Origin of the sequence: Saccharicrinis fermentans DSM 9555 = JCM 21142, assembly GCF_000517085.1 — a bacterium.
Taxonomy (GTDB): domain Bacteria; phylum Bacteroidota; class Bacteroidia; order Bacteroidales; family Marinilabiliaceae; genus Saccharicrinis; species Saccharicrinis fermentans.
In genome coordinates this window covers 4183576-4202907 of sequence record NZ_KI912107.1, presented here as the reverse complement: position 1 = coordinate 4202907, position 19332 = coordinate 4183576, and the positions used below count along the sequence as shown (strand labels likewise).

15 protein-coding genes are annotated in these 19332 nt (G+C 39.3%); 5 read left to right on the top strand and 10 right to left on the bottom strand.

The features are described 5' to 3' along the window. Positions 1–115 precede the first annotated feature (115 nt). A complete protein-coding gene (locus CYTFE_RS0117100; protein WP_027472799.1) occupies positions 116–2044 on the top strand; it encodes a DUF3857 domain-containing protein in 1929 nt (642 codons plus the stop codon). Positions 2045–2112: 68 nt separating this feature from the next. Beyond that, positions 2113–4059, top strand: a complete 1947-nt coding sequence (locus CYTFE_RS0117095) for a DUF3857 domain-containing protein (RefSeq protein WP_161636245.1) — start codon at positions 2113–2115, stop codon at positions 4057–4059. 114 nt (positions 4060–4173) lie between these two features. Here the strand turns inward: CYTFE_RS0117095 and CYTFE_RS31250 are convergent, their stop codons facing one another. The 5 genes from CYTFE_RS31250 to CYTFE_RS27000 form a co-directional block, all read right to left on the bottom strand. After that, a complete protein-coding gene (locus CYTFE_RS31250) occupies positions 4174–4626 on the bottom strand; it encodes a spore maturation protein (RefSeq protein ID WP_235208099.1) in 453 nt (150 codons plus the stop codon). Continuing rightward, the gene (locus tag CYTFE_RS31245) at positions 4619–5407 is read right to left on the bottom strand and encodes a nucleoside recognition domain-containing protein (protein ID WP_235208100.1); all 789 of its coding nucleotides are present in this window, start codon (positions 5405–5407) and stop codon (positions 4619–4621) included. Before CYTFE_RS31245 ends, CYTFE_RS31250 begins: the two co-directional genes overlap by 8 nt. Positions 5408–5488: 81 nt before the next feature. Beyond that, positions 5489–5992 (bottom strand): pyridoxamine 5'-phosphate oxidase family protein, encoded by a 504-nt coding sequence (locus CYTFE_RS0117085; RefSeq protein WP_027472797.1) that lies wholly within the window; start codon positions 5990–5992, stop codon positions 5489–5491. 95 nt (positions 5993–6087) lie between these two features. Continuing rightward, positions 6088–8046: a DNA primase gene (dnaG, locus tag CYTFE_RS0117080; protein WP_027472796.1), complete on the bottom strand. Its 1959-nt coding sequence runs from the start codon at positions 8044–8046 to the stop codon at positions 6088–6090. 241 nt (positions 8047–8287) lie between these two features. Then, positions 8288–9484 carry a sodium:calcium antiporter gene (locus CYTFE_RS27000; protein ID WP_052343258.1) on the bottom strand — a complete coding sequence of 399 codons (1197 nt, stop codon included), beginning with the start codon at positions 9482–9484 and terminating at the stop codon, positions 8288–8290. A gap of 315 nt (positions 9485–9799) precedes the next feature. Between CYTFE_RS27000 and CYTFE_RS0117070 the strand changes: the two genes are divergently transcribed. Both CYTFE_RS0117070 and CYTFE_RS0117065 read left to right on the top strand, forming a co-directional pair. After that, entirely contained in the window at positions 9800–12085 is a 2286-nt protein-coding gene (locus tag CYTFE_RS0117070) for a sodium-translocating pyrophosphatase (RefSeq protein ID WP_027472795.1), read from the top strand. Between the two features lie 323 nt (positions 12086–12408). Then, positions 12409–13353, top strand: a complete 945-nt coding sequence (locus CYTFE_RS0117065; protein ID WP_027472794.1) for a pyridoxal-phosphate dependent enzyme — start codon at positions 12409–12411, stop codon at positions 13351–13353. 79 nt (positions 13354–13432) lie between these two features. Here the strand turns inward: CYTFE_RS0117065 and CYTFE_RS26995 are convergent, their stop codons facing one another. The 3 genes from CYTFE_RS26995 to CYTFE_RS0117050 all read right to left on the bottom strand — a co-directional run bounded on the left by CYTFE_RS26995 (position 13433) and on the right by CYTFE_RS0117050 (position 16826). Next, complete coding sequence (locus CYTFE_RS26995) at positions 13433–14299, bottom strand: hypothetical protein (RefSeq protein WP_052343257.1); 867 nt, start codon at positions 14297–14299, stop codon at positions 13433–13435. 126 nt (positions 14300–14425) lie between these two features. After that, positions 14426–15742, bottom strand: coding sequence for a Kelch repeat-containing protein (locus tag CYTFE_RS28925; protein WP_052343256.1), 1317 nt, complete (start codon positions 15740–15742; stop codon positions 14426–14428). Between the two features lie 133 nt (positions 15743–15875). After that, positions 15876–16826 (bottom strand): hypothetical protein, encoded by a 951-nt coding sequence (locus CYTFE_RS0117050; protein ID WP_200871290.1) that lies wholly within the window; start codon positions 16824–16826, stop codon positions 15876–15878. A gap of 217 nt (positions 16827–17043) precedes the next feature. On the opposite strand from CYTFE_RS0117050, the gene CYTFE_RS0117045 reads away from it, so the two are divergent. Beyond that, positions 17044–18675 carry a tetratricopeptide repeat protein gene (locus tag CYTFE_RS0117045; RefSeq protein ID WP_027472792.1) on the top strand — a complete coding sequence of 544 codons (1632 nt, stop codon included), beginning with the start codon at positions 17044–17046 and terminating at the stop codon, positions 18673–18675. A 50-nt stretch (positions 18676–18725) separates the two neighbouring features. Here CYTFE_RS0117045 and CYTFE_RS32000 read toward each other — a convergent pair whose 3' ends face one another. Together CYTFE_RS32000 and CYTFE_RS0117040 are read right to left on the bottom strand one after the other, a co-directional pair. Next, the gene (locus CYTFE_RS32000) at positions 18726–18851 is read right to left on the bottom strand and encodes a hypothetical protein (RefSeq protein WP_407689945.1); all 126 of its coding nucleotides are present in this window, start codon (positions 18849–18851) and stop codon (positions 18726–18728) included. 26 nt (positions 18852–18877) lie between these two features. Continuing rightward, a complete protein-coding gene (locus tag CYTFE_RS0117040) occupies positions 18878–19255 on the bottom strand; it encodes a hypothetical protein (RefSeq protein WP_027472791.1) in 378 nt (125 codons plus the stop codon). Between the last annotated feature and the right edge of the window lie 77 nt (positions 19256–19332).

Below are 19332 nucleotides of genomic sequence, written 5' to 3'. Positions count from 1 at the left end.
ACTACTGTTTTTTCTGTCTTGCCAGGACTAGATAATATTTTAAGTGTTGAGTGGTGTTATAGTAAACGTTTAATTGAAATTATTTCTGCTGCTTTTGTTTTTTTATATTTGACACATGATGCGTTTAAAATTAAAATATATCTTATTGGGCTTCATGAGTTTGTTTCTCATAGATAGTTTTGCCGTAGCGTTTCCTGATATAGCTAAGCTGAGTGCCCAATATAAAAAATACAATGCCGTAATTTCAAATATGCACACTACCTATTTGATGGATTGGGTAGATGATTCGCTTGTAATCACGCAGCAAAATGTAAAAGAACTTGTGATACTCAATGATTTTTACAAAGGTCTGGCAAAAGATTATATATTTTTAGGTAGTTTTACTACGATTCAAGAGAAAGAGGCTTACACCATGGTTCCAAAGGGCAATGGCTTTGAGCAGGTAGCTGTGAAGCAATTTCAAGAGAGGCACAACACCGATGGAGGTATCTTTTACGATGATTCTAAACTTTTACAGTTCACCTATCCGGCGCTTCAAAAAGGAGCTGTTACTCATTTGAATTACACCATTCGTTATCACAACCCTAAGTTGTTGGATCAGTCGTATTTACAGTCGTTTATTCCCATCGTTAAAGGCAAAATTACGGTAAAGGCTCATAAAAACATTGATCTGGGTTTTAAAAATTTTAATTTTGATAAAATACAGCCTCAGTTTAAGACCTATAAAAAGGGTAAGTACAATTATTATGAATGGACGGTAGAGGATGTGCCACCCTATCCTTATTATTCGGATGGTTTTTATTCGCCCAGTTACTTTAGTCCGCACGTGACTTTTTATGTGGAGCGTATGAATGGTGAACCATACTTTGGTACCCTGGGTCAATTATATTCCTTCTATCATGATTTTATCAGTCAGGTAGATACTGTTGGGGTGGATTCGTTAAAAGTCATGGTTGATAAAATCACGGATGGCTTGGTAGATGAACGTGAAAGAGCGCGGGCTATTTATTATTGGGTTCATAAAAATATCAAGTATATAGCTTACGAAGAGGGGTATTCTGGTTTTGTTCCTACCTCTGCCAAAGAAGTCCTTGCTAAAAGGTTTGGCGACTGTAAAGGCATGTCGTGTCTAATTAAAACCATGATGGATTTAGCCAATATTCCCACTTATTATACATGGGTAGGCACTCGGCACAAGCCCTATGGGTATGAAGAACTACCACTTCCCTTGGTTGATAATCATATGATAGCCACGCAAATAGTTCATGATTCTGTTGTCTGGTTGGATGGTACCTTTGAATACCTTGATTATGGGGTAAGTCCTTATCATATTCAAGGCAAGGATGCCATGGTTGGTATCAGCGAGGATACGTATAAGATCTTCAAAATACCAATCTCTCCAGCCGCTTATAGTGTGACCATTGATTCTGTTAAGATTCAGCTGAGAGATGGCAAAGTACTAGGCCATGATAATATCCAGTATTCCGGATTTAATAAATTGGAATTGGCACATGCGTTTAATGGGGTAAAGCCAGCCAGTTATAATCGGTTCTTGTCGCATTATTTTGCCATGGGTAATAATAAATTTGTGGTGACCGATAACCAAGTAGGTAATTTGTTTGAATACAATCGTCCTGCCAGTTTACAATTTAATTTTGAGATCAGTGATTATTATAAGTCTATTGGTAATGAATTATATTTGAACTTAAATTTAGATAAATCCTATGGTCAGATGACTATCGATACAACAAGTAGTACCTTTACGCCATTGGAAAATGATTTTTATTGTACCAAAAGATATGTGGTTGAATTGGAAATACCAGAAGGATATGAAGTTACTTATGTTCCCCCAGCGAGCAGTTTTTCGAATAAAGATTTTCAATTTAGCATTCGGTACACCTTAAATGAAAAATCTGTGATTCTGGAAAAGGAACTTAAGTTTGAGTTTCTCATCTTGCTGGAAAATAAGATTGAAGATTGGAATCAGATGATAAAATTATTAAGCAAAAGCTATCGAAATACACTGGTTTTAACCCGAGAGTAGTTTTTTTTATACGCAAAAATGATTCATATGGTCAGTTGCTTATGGCCATTGAAAGAAAATTTATACAGATGCAAAATATAATATTACTGGTATTATTCGCACTCACGATGGAGCTGAGTGCACAAGATAGCGATAGCATTGTGTGGTCAATTGAGCCAGAATATTCTTCTATTAATGAAGAAAGCAAAGGTGAAAATGTATTGGGTATTTTTCACCAAGAAAAGTACGAGTACTTCTATACTGCGGAGGAGGGCTTATTGATGAATCATACCACCCATAAAAAATTTCGTTTGAACAACGATGAAGCCATCGATAGATTTAATAAGATATCTGTTGCCTTAGACGATGTTATGGCTGTAGTAGATGTGAAGGCTCGGACAATCAAAGCCAATGGTCAGGCCATAGAATTTGATAAGGACAATATTAGAGAAATGACGGATGTTGAAAGTGGTAATAGTTATAAAATATTTGCCATCGATGGTATTGAGGTAGGTGACGAAGTGGAGTATTACGTGGTTCGGAAAATGTATGCCCGTAATTTTGGTCGCCATTTTTTTCAGTTTGACTTTCCTTTAAAAAGGGCTTCTTTCGAAATTATATGTCCCAACACTTTGGTTTACGATATTAGGGGGTACAATGGCTTTTGTAATGGAACAGTCTCGCAACTGGATGGCGAGCGTAGTCGTTACGTATGTGAAGGTACCCTGATCCCGGCCATTAAAAGTGAGAAATTTTCTTATGTCAATCCACGAAGGCAGCGCATAGAATATAGGTTAGATTATAATTATTCGCACGATACAGCACAAAAGCTTACCTGGGACGATGCAGCAAAGGGTGTGTATAGATCTACCTACATGACCGCTAAGTCTAAGTCCATTGATAAATGGATGGATTTGTTGCAAGTTGAAGGAAACACTGACGAAGAAAAGGTAAGATATGTAGAGGCATTTTTAAAAAAACAAATTTATGTGGAGACATTTAATGTGGATGCATTCTCCGATTTAGATTTTGTGCTCGAGAATAAGGTGACTGGCAGCCGCGGGATTGTAAAGGTATATGCTAATATATTCAAGAGATTGGGAATTGAACACCAATTAGTGTTGACCTCAGAGCGCGACAACGTTAAGTTTGACGGAAGTTTTCAGTCATGGAACTACCTTGATCAATATTTAATTTACCTCCCTAAATTGAATCAATATATTGATCCATCCAATGCCGGTTATCGCCTAGGTGAGGTCAATGGTAAACTGACAGCTACCGACGCACTTTTTATTGTTCCTGTGCAAGTGGGAGACTCTGAAACGGCTATGGGTGAAATAAAGTATATCCCGGCTACTCCATATGATCATAACTACGATAATATGCTTATTGACATGAGGGTGGATGTGGATAATGACCAGGTTCGTATGATGACAGAACGAGGACTTAAGGGTTTGAGTGGTGGGTTTTTTATTCATTTTTATAGGATGATGGATGAAGAACAGCAGCAAAACACACTCAAGCAAATGACCGCGACACAGGGCTCTAATCCTACCTTTCATAAGTTATTTGTAAGAGACTCTAGTGAGCTAGCGCATTTGAAAGATGCCGAGTTTCTGGTACATTCTGATTACAGTAGCACCTCATTTCTAGAACGAGCGGGTTCGAAACTGTTATTAAATATAGGTGAAGCCATAGGGTCACAAGTTGAGATGTATTTTGAGGAAGACCGGCATTCCAAAGCGGAGAATGATTTTAACCGTATGTACTATCGAGAAATTAACCTACATGTACCTGTCGGATTTAAGATCGTTAATCCCGAGGCAGGTAAATTGAATGTGTTTGAAAAAAAAGATGGTGAAAAAATATTTGGCTTTGAGTCTAATTACACCTATAGCCATCAAACATATAAAATTGTAATTGAAGAATATTACAAGCATATTTTTGTGGATGAAGATTCTTTTGAGGGCTTTAAGAAGGTGGTTAATGCCGCTGCCGATTTTAATAAAGTAGTATTGATTCTGGAGGAGGAATAAAAAGTCACTCAAGAAGGTATTACTTTTGCACCATGTATTACGGGTGGTAGTGAATATTTTTTAGCCGGACGATACGTTAACTTCGTAATAGATTTTTCCATGCATTTTCTGGGTTTAACCAAAGAAAATATAACCAATCACAATGGCTGCAATAATTCCTGCAAAATCGGCAATTAAGCCACATCCTATGGCGTGGCGTGTGTTCTTGATACCGACTGAGCCAAAATAAACAGCAATAATATAAAATGTTGTATCGGTAGCTCCCTGTACCGTGGAGGCTATTTTAGCTGCAAAAGAGTCCACGCCAAAAGTATTGAATGTTTCTACCATCATTCCGCGAGCACCACTTCCGCTCAAGGGTTTCATGAAGGCGGTTGGTAAGGCGTCCACAAAGCGGGTATCCAATCCCAACCATTGGCAGCATATTTTGATTAGGTCAGTGATGTAATCCATGGCTCCTACCTCTCTGAAAACACTTACAGCCACTAGGATAGCAATTAAAAAAGGTATGATTCTGATGGCAATTTGAAATCCTTCCTTGGCACCCTCCACAAAGGCATCATACACATTTACTTTTTTTGTAGGTAGCCATGGCTACAAATAATATCATGATGGTAAAAAGAATAACGTTACTTCCCACATTGGATATTACCTTCACTTGTTCTTTGTCCAATAAGGAAACACCATAAATGGTTCCTAGAACCAAGAGGGTCATACCCCCCAGGTAAGCCATAACAACGGGATCGGCCAAACGTATTTTTTGAACATAAGATACGGCCAGAAGTCCTGCCAGGGTAGAAAAAAAGGTAGCCAAAAGTATGGGAAGAAAAACATCGGCAGGATTTAGAGCGTCATATTGGGCTCTGTACACCATAATGCTGATGGGAATTAAGGTTAAGCCGGAAGTATTCAAAACCAAAAACATGATCTGAGCATTGCTGGCCGATTCTTTGTCGTGGTTTTCCTTTTGTAATTGCTCCATGGCTTTTAATCCCATGGGTGTTGCCGCATTATCCAGTCCTAGCATATTGGCGGATAGATTCATGATCATGGTTCCAAAGGCCGGGTGACCTTTGGGTAGGGTAGGAAACAGGCGGTTAAAGAGTGGAGCAATTAGTCGACTAATTACCTGAACCATTCCGCCCTTTTCTCCTATCTTCATTAAGCCCAGCCATAAGGAGAGGACCCCTGTTAGCCCCAATGAGATTTCAAATCCTGATTTAGCAGCTCCGTTAACGGCATTCACCAGGTTGGGGAATACTTCCATGTCTCCCCAAAAGACCAATCTGATCAATGCAACCACAAAGGCAATTAAAAAGAAAGCTATCCAAATGTAATTTAAAACCATATGCTTTAATCTTAGATAAGAGATTAAAATTAACAGACCATCATATATTCAGTATGCCTTTTGCAGGCATTGACACGCAGCTTAAAAGCTTCTACGCACCGTACCATCACCTTGGTACTTTTCATGTGGAGCACCAAATTCCTTACAAGTTACGTGATCAATAGGTACCTCCCAAATTTTAACGTTCCGAATAGCGGGGCCAGAATACTTGAATTTCTTTTCAGAATACTGCTCCATCATGATATTCAAGGCCTCCTCTTTCTTTTCAAAATCTTCTTGAAATTGCACTTTACCCCAGGCCACCACACTTTTTGATTTCATGCGATAACTACAGGCTACCTCAGGATGTTGGAACGCCAATTCATGATCAGTACTAAAAGTAATGCAAATATTCTTATTTTTCTCTAAGATATTGATGATTCGTCCCCCTGGTGCGGAGTGTAGATAAATTACATTGTCCCTATAGCCAAAATTCATAGGTAGCACATAAGGCATATCGCCATCTACCACACCTACAAAGCAAACATCACATTTTTTGATGATGGCTTCTATTCTTTCTTTGTCTAAATGTTCTACGGTTTTCATGCTTATTTGATAAAATATTTTGAAACAAGGGAACGCCTATCTTTGGCAAACCGGGATCCCTATTTTTATTGGTTTAAACTTCTCTTTCACGTAATTTATACAATCGTTCTATCCCCCAATTCTTTAGATAATAGTGATTGTAACTGTTGCAAACGGACCATGGTTTGCATAATTTCTATCATTTTTTCTCCATCCTCCTTTTGTTCTGCTAATTTCAGTTCGTTCCTATACTTATCTATCAATGCTTTAACTTTCTTCAATTTCAGTTCGTTGACTACTTTAGGAACCAACCTATCTAGGATACTAGCCTCATCCAGATCACCAGCCCCAAACCGTTGATGAATCTTGCTTAGCGGATACTCCTTGCTCAACAAATCGGTAGCCAACCTACTTACATCCTGTTCCATATGACTTACAAAAAACTTAACAGCCTGAAAACCCTTTTTTTTCTTATTTTCTTCGTATAGCTTCAGTATTTTATTATACAGGGGGTTTTCACATTCCAACTCATCTTCTCTCAGTTGTTCCAGGATATAATCTCCCACAGTAATTTCCTCTTCCTCTTCTTCTTTTCCCTCTTCCACCTCCACCATTTGAATATCACCGTATTTTATCATAAAACGGATTAGTTCTTTCTCTTCCTCCTCAAAGAGATTCAGTGTAGTGAAAGCCGGACTAGCTGTTGGAGAACTCGGCACTTGAGGCACCTGAATACTGGGCGTATTACCTCTATACTTTTCTTCTCTGCTTTTTTTTGTGAGCTTAGCTATCTCATTATAGAGTACCTGTTCTGTAACGTTCATTAATGCACTGCATTCCTTCACATATTCGCCCCGTACGATGGCATCGGGGATTACAGAAATGGTTTTTACAATATCTTGCAATAGACCGGCACGTTTTACCGGGTCGTTTTCGGCATCCTTTAAAAGAAGACCTGTTTTAAACTTGATAAAGTCACCCTCGTGTTTGGTAATATAGGCTTGTAGCTCTTCAGCACTGCGACTCTTGGAAAAAGAATCAGGATCCTCACCCTCGGGAAGCAAGAGCACTTTTACATTCATTCCCTGCTCTAAAACAAGGTCAATTCCTCGTAGCGAGGCTTTGATTCCCGCTGGATCACCATCATAAATAATTGTGATATTGGGTGTAAAGCGGGCTATCAGTCTTATCTGATCCACTGTTAATGCAGTCCCTGACGATGCCACCACATTGGTGATCCCTGCCTGGTGAAACGAGATTACATCTGTATAACCCTCCACCAAAAAACATCGGTCTTTTTTGGTGATTTCAGTTTTTGCATGAAAAATACCATAGAGAATTCTACTTTTATGATAAATCTCGGATTCCGGTGAGTTGAGGTATTTGGCAGTTTTTTTATCGGTCTTTAGAACACGTCCGCCAAATGCTGTTGGCTTGCCCGAAATACTGTGTATGGGAAAAATTACTCTGCCTCTAAAGCGATCGGCTTTATAATTGTCTCGCACAATGGTGAGACCTGCTTTTTCCAGGAACTCAAGTTTATAGCTGTTCTTAAGTGCCTCGTCGGTTAAGGCAGTCTTGGCTTCGGGCGAATAACCCAGTTCGAATTTTTGTATAATATCATCCCGAAAACCACGACTGCGAAGGTAAGACAGTCCTACCGAGCGCCCTTCGTCAGACTTGAGCAACTGGTTCGTGAAAAATTTTTGTGCAAAGCCGGATACAGCCATCATACTCTCCCGGTCATTTTTTACCTGCTGCTGTTCCGGACTCAGCTCCACTTCCTCTATGTGAATATGGAATTTCTTACCCAACTGCTTGATGGCGTCGATGAAAGAAATCTGCTCCACATCCATCACAAAGTTTACTGCATTTCCGCCCTTTCCGCAGCCGAAGCATTTATAAATACCTTTGTGGGGTGATACCGTAAAAGAAGGAGTCTTCTCATTGTGAAACGGACAGTTTCCCAGGTAATTAATCCCTCTTTTTCGCAGTGTCACAAATTCAGATACCACATCTACTATGTTCGCCTGCGAAGTCTCTACTATTCTATCAACTGTATTTTGATCGATCATTGAAATGTTACCCTTCTAAAAAATGAGAAACACAAAGATAAAAATTGATTGGACAAAGTGTTGCTGTATGTCGCCTTAGTTATAAACATTGCATCGCGGTTTAATTGAGTTGAGGCAGTGAAGCATCCGGAAGTTTTATTTACATCCCTTGTCAGGCCTGTCCAATGGGTGCAAAAGTAATTTTTTTGTTGTTTAAAGATAGGGAGATAAGCACTCTGTACCAGCACCTATGATGAAATCATCACCTCCATCCGGAGGTAATGCCATTGGCCACTTTTTGCAGGCTATCACTTATGCCACCTTTCTTATTCAGGAAATCGATAAACGCTCCTGCCCATTGGGCTAGCATATCGTCACCTCCCGCACCATAGGATGCAGCACCTATAGCGTATAGTATAAATATCAAGTATAAGATAAGCAAATATAACACATGTCTCTTTTTAAGTTCTTTAGAAAAATAAAATACAGCCATGGTAATGATGGTTACCACAACCAACATGATACGAATATCAATTAAAGTTGGGCCTGCAGCTCTAAAGTCAATCCTTTGCCCAGTAACCAAAAGGTAAATAGCCAAAGGCAGACCCATGCTAATGGTTATATCAAAGATGTTAGATCCCAGTACATTAGAGAGCGCATCGTCGTAATTTCCCTTTTTGCCATCTTTAATGGAGATGATGGTGTCCGGAACACTGCTGGCAGCCGCAACCAATACCAGTGCAATAAATAACGGATTTATTTTCATGGCGTCGGCCATTCCGATACAGCTTTCCACCAAGCCGGCACAGGTAAGCGCTATGATAGCTGTAGAGCCCAACAGTAACAGCCAACTGCGACCTGTTCTTCCCTTGTTGTGCTTTAGCTGAAAATGGGTGTACCAATTTTCGGCTTTAAAATGAATTATCTCCTTTTTATGAAGATCCTTTTTCATGGATAACAAGGTGTAAGACAAATACACCAGATAGAACATGGTAAATACCCATCCATGCCATTGGGTGATGTAATCACTTGATAAAAGGACCAGTAAAATTAGTTCAGCGGCGATCAAAAAAAGGCCATCCCGTAAAACCACTTTTTTGGCAATTTTAATTCCTTTTACTCCGGCAATTGTAGCAATTACAATCCATATCACTAGCATGGGAATGACAATACTATTAAAAATGGCCGAACCCGTATTGCCACCAACACTGGCAGCTAAATCGCGCCCTAGATGCTGACGACTGGCCAAAGCCAAAAAAAATACCGTTGTAAGTAGTTCTGGCATAGAAGAACCGATGGCATTGATCGTTGCTCCTTTAACACCCTCGCTGAGGTTTCTTCCTAAATAATCAGATGATGCCTCAAATACATCACACGCTTTAGCCATGATGATAGATGAAATGACCATCAATACCAGACCTCCATACCAAGTATGAAAAAATAATTCGTAAATGCCCATTCGTAATAGATTAAAAGTTTTTCATGGCAAAGATACTCTTTTATAATTTTAAGGTTTCCTTCCTTATATATCATTTCCTATCTTTATTCAATCTACATTAAAATGCCAAATATCAGAATAACGAGCTTTAATTTTTATTATATTGAGCATTGGAAAAGCAAACACCTGAAAATCCCTTAATTCCTTAGGTGTTTATCCAGGAATTTAGCTGAAAGGCTCTAATGGGAGCTTTCGTTTTGATTTTTGTTGATTTTATTTTTGATTATAAAATTTTCTACTCATATAAATCAAACACAAATTAAATCTACTATTATTATGATTACACAATTATTTTGGATCGTACCTGTCGCCTCAGTGGTGGCACTGGTGTTTGCCTGGTTCTTTTTTAGAACTATGATGAAAAGTTCAGAAGGGACAGACAAGATGAAAGAAATTGCTCAATATGTAAGAGATGGTGCAATGGCTTACTTATCGCGGCAATATAAAGTTGTTGGAATTGTTTTTCTTGTATTGTTGGTAATATTGACTGTCCTTGCTTACATGGGTGTTCAAAATCCTTTTGTACCCATCGCTTTTTTGACCGGAGGCTTTTTCTCGGGACTCTGTGGATTTTTAGGAATGAAGACTGCCACATTTGCTTCTGCACGTACTGCACAGGGAGCTTCGGAATCGCTGAACAAGGGACTTAAGGTGGCTTTTAGAAGTGGCGCAGTGATGGGACTGGTAGTGGTAGGTTTTGGTTTGTTAGATATTTCGCTATGGTATGTGATATTAACAAAATTTGTGTACACGACTGAGCATATGGCCAATGGTTTTCAATTTTTAGGTCTTGATTTGGTTCATCAAGGGATGGATGAATCTCAAAAATTATTAGAAGTAACTGCCACTATGTTAACCTTTGGTATGGGAGCTTCTACACAGGCTCTTTTTGCCCGTGTGGGAGGTGGTATTTATACCAAAGCAGCCGATGTGGGGGCCGACTTGGTGGGTAAGGTGGAAGCTGGCATTCCAGAGGATGACCCGCGGAATCCAGCCACCATTGCTGATAACGTGGGTGATAACGTGGGTGATGTGGCCGGAATGGGAGCCGACCTGTATGAATCATATTGTGGTTCTATACTAGCTACAGCTGCCTTGGGTGCCGCCCTGACCGTGAATAATACTGGTGCTGACATGTCAGGAAAAGTGATTGCTCCCATGTTGGTGGCCGCTATTGGTATTGTACTCTCCATTGTGGGTATCTTTATGGTTCAAACAAAAGAAGATGCCAATGCTAAAAGTCTTTTAAATTCTTTACTCATTGGAACGGGAGGTAGTTCTGTTTTAATATTGGCAGCTATCGCAGGAATGGCTGCATTGGATTGGATCACTTGGGGTATTTTTGGTGCGGTGGTATCTGGCCTGGTGGCTGGGGTAATCATTGGTCAGGCAACAGAATATTATACCTCAGATGGATATAAGCCCACACAGGGCATAGCTAGGCAAGCACAACAGGGGCCTGCCACCACTATTATTGATGGTGTGGCAGTAGGTATGTATTCCACATGGATTCCAGTGGTTACAATTGTAGGCGGTATTATTGCTTCCTTTGGCTTTGCCGGAGGCTTTGATAACTTTGCCGAAGGGGTTTACGGTATTGGATTTGCAGCCGTGGGTATGTTATCTACTTTGGGTATCACATTGGCTACCGATGCATTTGGACCCATTGCTGATAATGCCGGGGGTAATGCAGAAATGTCTAACCTTCCGAAAGAAGTGCGTGAGAGAACGGATGCGCTTGATATGCTGGGTAATACCACGGCCGCTACTGGTAAAGGTTTTGCCATTGGATCGGCCGCTTTAACCGCAATGGCATTGATGGCTGCTTATATGGAAGAAATTAAAATATGGCTTAAACGAGGCCTTAACGAAGGAGATACCGTTGTTCAAAACTCCATTCAATTTGTGCTGGACTCGTCGACTCAGGTAGGTGAGGGCATTAAAGCTGTGGTTATTTCAGAGGCCACATTGAAAGACTTCTCCTCTTTTTACGACTTGTCGTTATTTAACCCTTTATTATTAGCAGGTTTGTTTATTGGAGCTATGATGGCTTTCGTTTTTTGTGCTATGACCATGAAAGCGGTGGGGCGTGCTGCTGGTTCAATGGTTGATGAGGTTCGCCGTCAGTTTAAAGAAATACCTGGTATTCTTGAGGGTACAGGCACGCCTGATTATGCCAAGTGCGTGGCTATCTCCACCAAAGGGGCTCAGCAAGAAATGCTATTGCCATCTTTATTGGCTATTATTGTTCCTATTGCAGTGGGATTAGTATTTGGTGTTGCAGGTGTCATTGGACTTTTAATGGGAGGCTTGACCACCGGCTTTACCTTAGCTATATTTCTGAATAATGCGGGTGGGGCTTGGGATAATGCGAAAAAGTTTATTGAGAAAGGAAATTATGGTGGAAAAGGTAGTGATGCTCACAAGGCTGGTGTTGTGGGTGATACTGTAGGTGACCCATTTAAAGATACTTCGGGTCCGTCGTTGAATATCTTAATTAAGTTGATGACCATGGTAAGTGTAGTAATGAGCGGATTAACGGTTGCTTTTGCCCTCTTTTAATCCGACCTACGAGTGCTTTGCTGATTGTTCCAAAAATGAAAATAACGCAGTGTTTGGAGTTTTCTTGCAAAGACTATTTAGCCATTGATTGTATCACCGTCTTTATTATTCTCGCTTATAGAACCTCCTGCAAACCATGCAAAGAAGTTTGTGGGAGGTTTCTTTTATTTTTTTTATGTGATATGTTTTATTTCAATAAGTTTTAGGTCGGTTGTACGTCTAATTCTCATGGTGAAGTTTTAAATACTGTGGGTGTCAGTTTGCATTTAATACCCTAGGAATTGTATCTTGCAACTTCTATTATAATAATTAGATGATTCAACATGAATTTACCTACTTTTTCAGATATTGAAGACGCATACCTGCGTATTGAAGCCCAAACCCATATCACACCTGTTTTAACCAGTCGTGCTATTGATAAGATAACGGGAGCCGAGATATTTTTCAAGTGTGAGAATTTTCAGAAAGTGGGGGCTTTTAAATTCAGAGGAGCATGCAATGCCGTATTTGCGTTAAATGCTGAAGAGCTAGCCAGTGGAGTTGCTACCCATTCTTCAGGCAATCATGCCGCCGCCTTGGCACTGGCTGCCCAACTGCGACAGACACAAGCACATATTGTGATGCCACAAAATGCCCCCGAAATTAAAAAGAAAGCAGTTGTTAGTTATGGCGGTTTGATTACTTTTTGTGAACCCACATTGCAGGCACGGGAAGAAACATTGCAAAAAATATTGGAACAGACAGGTGCGCAAATGATTCATCCTTATGACCAAAAAGAGGTGATTGCCGGACAAGGTACCTGTGCCTTGGAGTTAATACAACAGCAAGATGATTTGGATGCTATTGTGACACCTGTTGGAGGTGGTGGGCTGTTGGCGGGTACTTCTATTACTGCTAAATATATAAATCCTGAGATGGAGGTGATTGGGGCAGAACCCCAAGGAGCTGACGATGCTGCTCAATCTTTTCAAAAGAAACAGCGTATGCCATCTCTTCATCCCAATACCATTGCCGACGGCCTGTTAACCGCACTGGGGAAACTTAACTATGAATTAATCATAAAAAATGTAGATGATATCATCACCACTCCAGATAGTACCACCATTGAAGCCATGCGACTGATATGGGAGCGCATGAAGATCATTGTTGAGCCTTCCAGTGCTGTTTCTTTGGCCGTTATTCTGGACAATAAAGAGGCTTTTAAAGGTAAAAAAGTAGGTGTTGTTTTAAGTGGAGGTAACGTTGATTTGCAGCATTTGCCATTTTAGTCTTCTCTTTTTCACCTATTTTTTACCATATAAACGGGAAACAGTTATGCAGAAGTGGAGATGATATCCCAATGCATTTCTACTTTTGCATGACATACCTGTTCCAAAACTTGGTATGGTCATTTGCCTGTTCACCTATATTAAAAATCCACCAGTTTTCAACACAGTCTGAATAATCAACTCCATTGTAATGGATGTAAGACCATTCTTCCGGAAAGCCTTCAGGAAATTTGTTTGCAATAATGTCTTCAGCTGTTGCCCATAATTTACTGGCTTTTTTGTTGACAGATGATTTTGCCAGCTCCATCCATTTGCTGTCCTTATTTCGGTACTCTGGTGTGGGATATGGACCACGATCTCCCCATTCTGCATTGGTAGGCGCATTTCCATCATCCAATGAAAAATAGGAGGTTTTATCTTTTACATAAGCCAAGTCGGTGGAGTCGGTTTTGTCTTCATTCCAGTTACTGTGCTGAACGACCAAAACATTTGATTTTACCACTTGGGCCGCTACTGTTTTTAACACTTCCTGAACCCAGTCTGCTGTAATGTTAGATTGTCCTGCCTCTTGAACCCAGACTTTTCCTCCTTTTTGGAGAATGGGAATTACCTGATTTGTTATTTTTTGTACTGATAATGCCCAATTGGCATGTGCATCTGTCCATTTATTGCCAAAGATCATATTGAACAACTCTTTTGAATCAATATATTTTCCTCCTTGTGTGCCAACCGCACCTGCTACAGCGTAATATTTTACTCCTTTTAGATCTTTATGCAGTAGCATGGATCCCAAGGCGGCCTGGGCATGAATATCATCAGGATCTGGTTTGCTATCAAATTGTGCAATTAAAATGTCCTTTTTTTTATCAAAGATGGGGCGCGCAAAGCTGCTTACTACTGCAACATTGAGAATGATTGCTACAATAATCATTTTTTTTATTTCCATACGATTTCTTTTTAATGGGTATATTTTTTAATAAACTGGAGCACAAAGTAATGTATAAATTTAAAAATAATGTTTGATCCATGCCAATGATTTATTGGATATTGCTTATTATTTCTAAATTTTTAATCACTTACTTTTCAAGTGAATCATCATTTCCTGGTTTCCGTTGTATATGATTTTTAAAGTAGCTTCTTGTTCTGTCAATTGGCCAATGTGTTTGATTTTTAGTGCTATGTCATTCCCTTTTTTAATTAAACGGTTGTTGATATCTATGTCTGTTTTGAATTGCTCATTATCCGTACCCATCAGTTGAGCCTGGGAGATAAAGATTCCGGTATTACCTTGGGTGTTTTTAAGTAAGATGGACTTGGTGGAGCCCACGGGAATTGTAAGCTCAGATGGAGCCTTCAGTTTTGATGGCCTCAGTGCATGTCCTTCTGGCTTGTCTTCACCATAGACCTCCATATTTCTTTGTCTGCCGCCACCTCGTACAGGTGATCCGGCGGCAATGTAAACGCCTTTCCCAGAAAGAATAGCTTGTGTGCCATGTCTTGCATAATTCATGTCTGCTTTACGTGACCATTTTTTGGTGGATGGGTTATAGGCTTCTACTCGTTTAAAAGCAGGGCCTGACACTTCTCCTTCGCCTCCCATTACTAGCAATTCATTGTTGTAGACAATAATGCCGGGAGCGGCTCTGGGTGTAGGCAAGGGTTCGTCTAGCACCGACCATGATTTTGTGTTGAAATTGTAAATGTCAACAAGGGCGGGTAAGGGCGAAAATACGCCACCTTTACCACCAGACTGTCTTCCTCCGGCAGCATAGAGTGTATTTCCAATGACTGCGGCATGAAAATGATCACGGGCCTGTGAAGCGCTTTCTAAAACAGTCCATGTATTGGCTGTGGGATCATATTCATCAAACCAATCTACATAACCTCCATCATGTCCATTTGTATTGCCCCCCAATACATAAAACTTATCTTTATAAACAACCAGTCCTGCACCTCCACGTCTTCTTTCCTTTGGTATCTCGGGGCCTTGTATCCAGCAGTTGTTGGGTGGATAGTAGAGCCAGATATTTTCCTCTGGTACTTCGCTTGGAAAACTATTTGTTTTATAAGCTGCAACTACCCAGACAAAGCCTTCGTAGGCAGTTGCCTGAAAATGATTAAACTCCTTAGGGGCACTTGTGCCTGTATTCCAGGTATTAGACGTATAATCATATACATCTAATTTCTGAGCAGATTCTCTTCCTCCGAACAGAATGAATTTTGTTCCAATTTGTACAAAAGAGCATTCGTGTCTGGCTACATAATTCTCGCTTTCTTCTTTATCTATCCATTTAGTATCTTCGTTTTTGCATTGGGAAAATAACCCAAGTGGAACTAAAAATAGTAATAGACCATTGAAAAAATAGCTGCTAAATTTCTTATACTTCATAATCAAATATTTTAAAAGCTAAATTTAATATGATTAAAAATGATTGAAACTTCACGAAACTGTGTAAGTTTTAATCATTCAACTGTGTCTCATTATTTATGCTGGTTATGGCAGTTTCTTATGGTTATTTTTTTTAAAACGCATTTTTATTGGGTATGCCGTCACCAATGAAAGTTTTAAATTTTTCAGGACTTCCGTTGTCATCTCCAACGAGTAAATAGTAAAACATACCGCAATCTGAAATGTCGGCATGTCCACCGCTATGCGCTTGTAATCGGGTATACATCCATCTTATATTCGGATCTTTGTGATCCCTCATCCAATACCAAACAGAAAAATTATTCATGGAATGCCAGAGATGATGGGGATTTGTCTTGTCGTTTTGGTCTTGAATCTTTTTATAATGGATGCGATGGCCACATAGCTTTTGTACATCGCTCCAGGTATGATGATAAGCACGTCTTTTTTCGTTTTCATTAAATTTACTATGGGATATAAGATATACGTGGTTCAATGCCTCCATATTGCCATTGTCTATAACCAATTTTACAACCTGGTACAAAAATTCAGAAAGTCCTGCATGGATAAAATATAAGGGGTCTTCTGCTGTTGATTTACCCATTTCGGCAGCAAGGTGTGATCTTGCTGCTTCTAGTTGAGTGGTGACATCAAAAAATACCTTTCTGTTAAATCCCCAACGCTCAATACAGCCATCGGCACTTATTTTTAACTGGTTTTCATCATCAGGTCCTCCCGGTGCGTCTATGAAATTATTATAAGAGCAATGTACCAGTTGATCTTGAAGTTGAAGTTTCGCCATAATGGCACATGAGGCAACCAATGCACCCCAATCATCCGGATCGCCTGTGGGCCATTTGTATTGGTCATCAGGCTCACTGTTTCCATCAAAACTTACCGCCACCCGGTTGTTATTATACCCCCATGCTGACTGAGCATGTAAGGCTTCTGAACAAAATACAAATGACATCATCATTGTAAACATATACAAAAAAATCATCATCATGCTTTGTGAAGAAAAAATATAGGTCTGTGACTTATCTAAATTAATGCGATTCCTATTCATGGTCGTCTATTTATGATATTCAATAAAATGATTCTTTGATCTTATAACTTGCTTCGGTAAAATTGAGCATATTTGCTTTTATTAAAAAGGATATCACCTTAGCAAAAACTTAACAATTTGAATTTTTGAACTGTATTAACCTTTACAGTCTACAAATAATGATATCTTTAGGAAGGATTCTTTTATAATGGATTGAATGATTTGTAAATAGCTATTTATGAGAGTGGTAGTGCGGTATTTGGAACTTTTGTTGTTGTGTTTTTTGGGGCAATATGCCTATGCACAACGTAGTTTAGTTATACAAGATGATAGCTTATGGGTTATAAACAAGCTTTACAATAAGGCCAATCTTTTAGTGGCATCTGATCCTGATTCGGCACGTATGCTTTTTAAGGAATGCAAGTCTCATTATATACAGAAATTGGATACGACAAGTGTTAATAGAGTTTTGGTAGCATTGTCTGATCTTGAAAAAGCCAAGGAAAGTTACAGTCTGTCCTTCGATTACTTATGGGAAGCAATGTCCTTGGTAGAATCTACTGACAATAAGCTGCAGCTATATTTGATACACGATAGGCTAGGTATGTTGTACAGTATTTTTGAAAAGAGCCAGGAAGCATTAGCACATAAGTTGAGCACCTTGAAATTAAGTAAGGATTTAATACAAGAAGGAAAGCTTCATGCGGGTGCGCTTTTGTCCAGTTACTTTAGTATTGCTCTCCATTATCGTAAAACCTCTAACTTTGAGAGGGCTATCAGCTATTTAGACTCATGTAAAATTGTGGATCAATCAATCAATAAAGGCAAACAAAACAATGGTTTTATCATGGTTGAGCTGGGGTATATAAAAATGATTTTAGGTGATTATGCCAATGCTGAGTCATTGATGAATGAAGCCATAGCTCAATTTAGCGCTGGGGATGATCATTATCTTGTTTTTGCCTATGCATATCTGGCCGAGCTAAAAGAGCTGCAACGTCAGAATAATGCCGCCATTGATAACTATTTAAAATGTTTGCAAACAATGGAACGCATTAATACACATGTTGACCTAAGATCCGGTATTTTAGATTGTTTATCTAGGCTATACCATGAGGAACATAATTATTCTAAAGCCTATACGTATTTACGAGCATCAAAAAGTATAAACGACAGCCTGTTTAATGTTAAAGGTATCAGTAATCAGTTGTTTCAAATGCGGAACAAATACAACGAAGCCATCGAGCTTAAAAATCAACAACTCAAGTCCAATGAGTTACTTTTGGTCAAAAAAAGTCAAAGCAACCTGCAACTTAAAATATTTCTTTCTTTGTTGTTACTTATACTCTCTGTTATTGTTTTTATATTGATATATAACCTTCAGAAGAAGAAGTATTTGCATGAGAAAAGAGAAACCGCATTAAAGAGTTTGCACGAAAAGGCGAGGGCCAAAGAAATACTAGATGTGAAGAACAAAGAGCTTACGGCCTATACCTTGCAGCTTATTGATAAAGATCGCGTTGTTAATGAGCTGTATCAATATATACAAACCCATATTCCCGACCCCAAAGTTACCAATCACATCAAAAGAAGTATCTCCGGAAATAATCAGAAAATGTGGGATGAGTTTTACTTGCGTTTCATTGCAGTTAATGCCGATTTTTATACCAAGTTGGGAGAAAGATTCCCCAAATTAACCCCGACAGAACGAAAGTACTGTGCGCTTATTAAGTTAAGATTTTCTAGTAAAGATATGTCCCAATTACTCCAGGTTACCGTAGAAAGTGTCCACATTACCCGACATCGATTAAGAAAAAAAATGGGACTGCCTCGGGGAGCAAGCCTGAGTAATTTTATTGCAGAAATATAAGTGTTATATGTGAATATCTTTACGTTAATGTTGTGGAGTGGTGAGCAAAATTAGGATTTTTTAACATCGGATATTGTTTTTGCAATTTCCACATTCAATACCTCATTGCTCTTAGGAACCTCCCAACGAACCGTTATGGCCGCATTTCTTAAAACATTATAATATTCAACTTTGATATCATATGCGTGACCACCTTTTAAATCTAATGTTCCTTTGGAAGTAAATCTTTCTTAATCAATACGCTATTGGGTGATTGTTGCCACCAAAGAAATTCTATTATAGGGTCGACACGGGTATATTTTGCATCACCTGTTAAATCTTTGTTGTTATAGAAACGTCCCAGTAAACCGGGATGCTTTTTCCCCTTATGGTCGATGTGGTACAAGAAACGTGGTTCAATAGCTCTGTTTTCTCTAACCGCGATAGGACAAGCTTGTGCGTAGGTTATCTCGGTTTCCGGACCAAGCTTCTTTTTAATGCCCTCAAGTACGGTAACGGGATTCGAAGCATCTCCGTGATAATTAGCTCTTAGTGCAACCAGGTTGTTGGTCTGTGGAATATAATATGGTACAAAGCCCAACGTAAATAGTATATATACGACTAATGATGGAAGTAATATTGATTCGGTATTAATACTATATGTTGCACAACATAGGA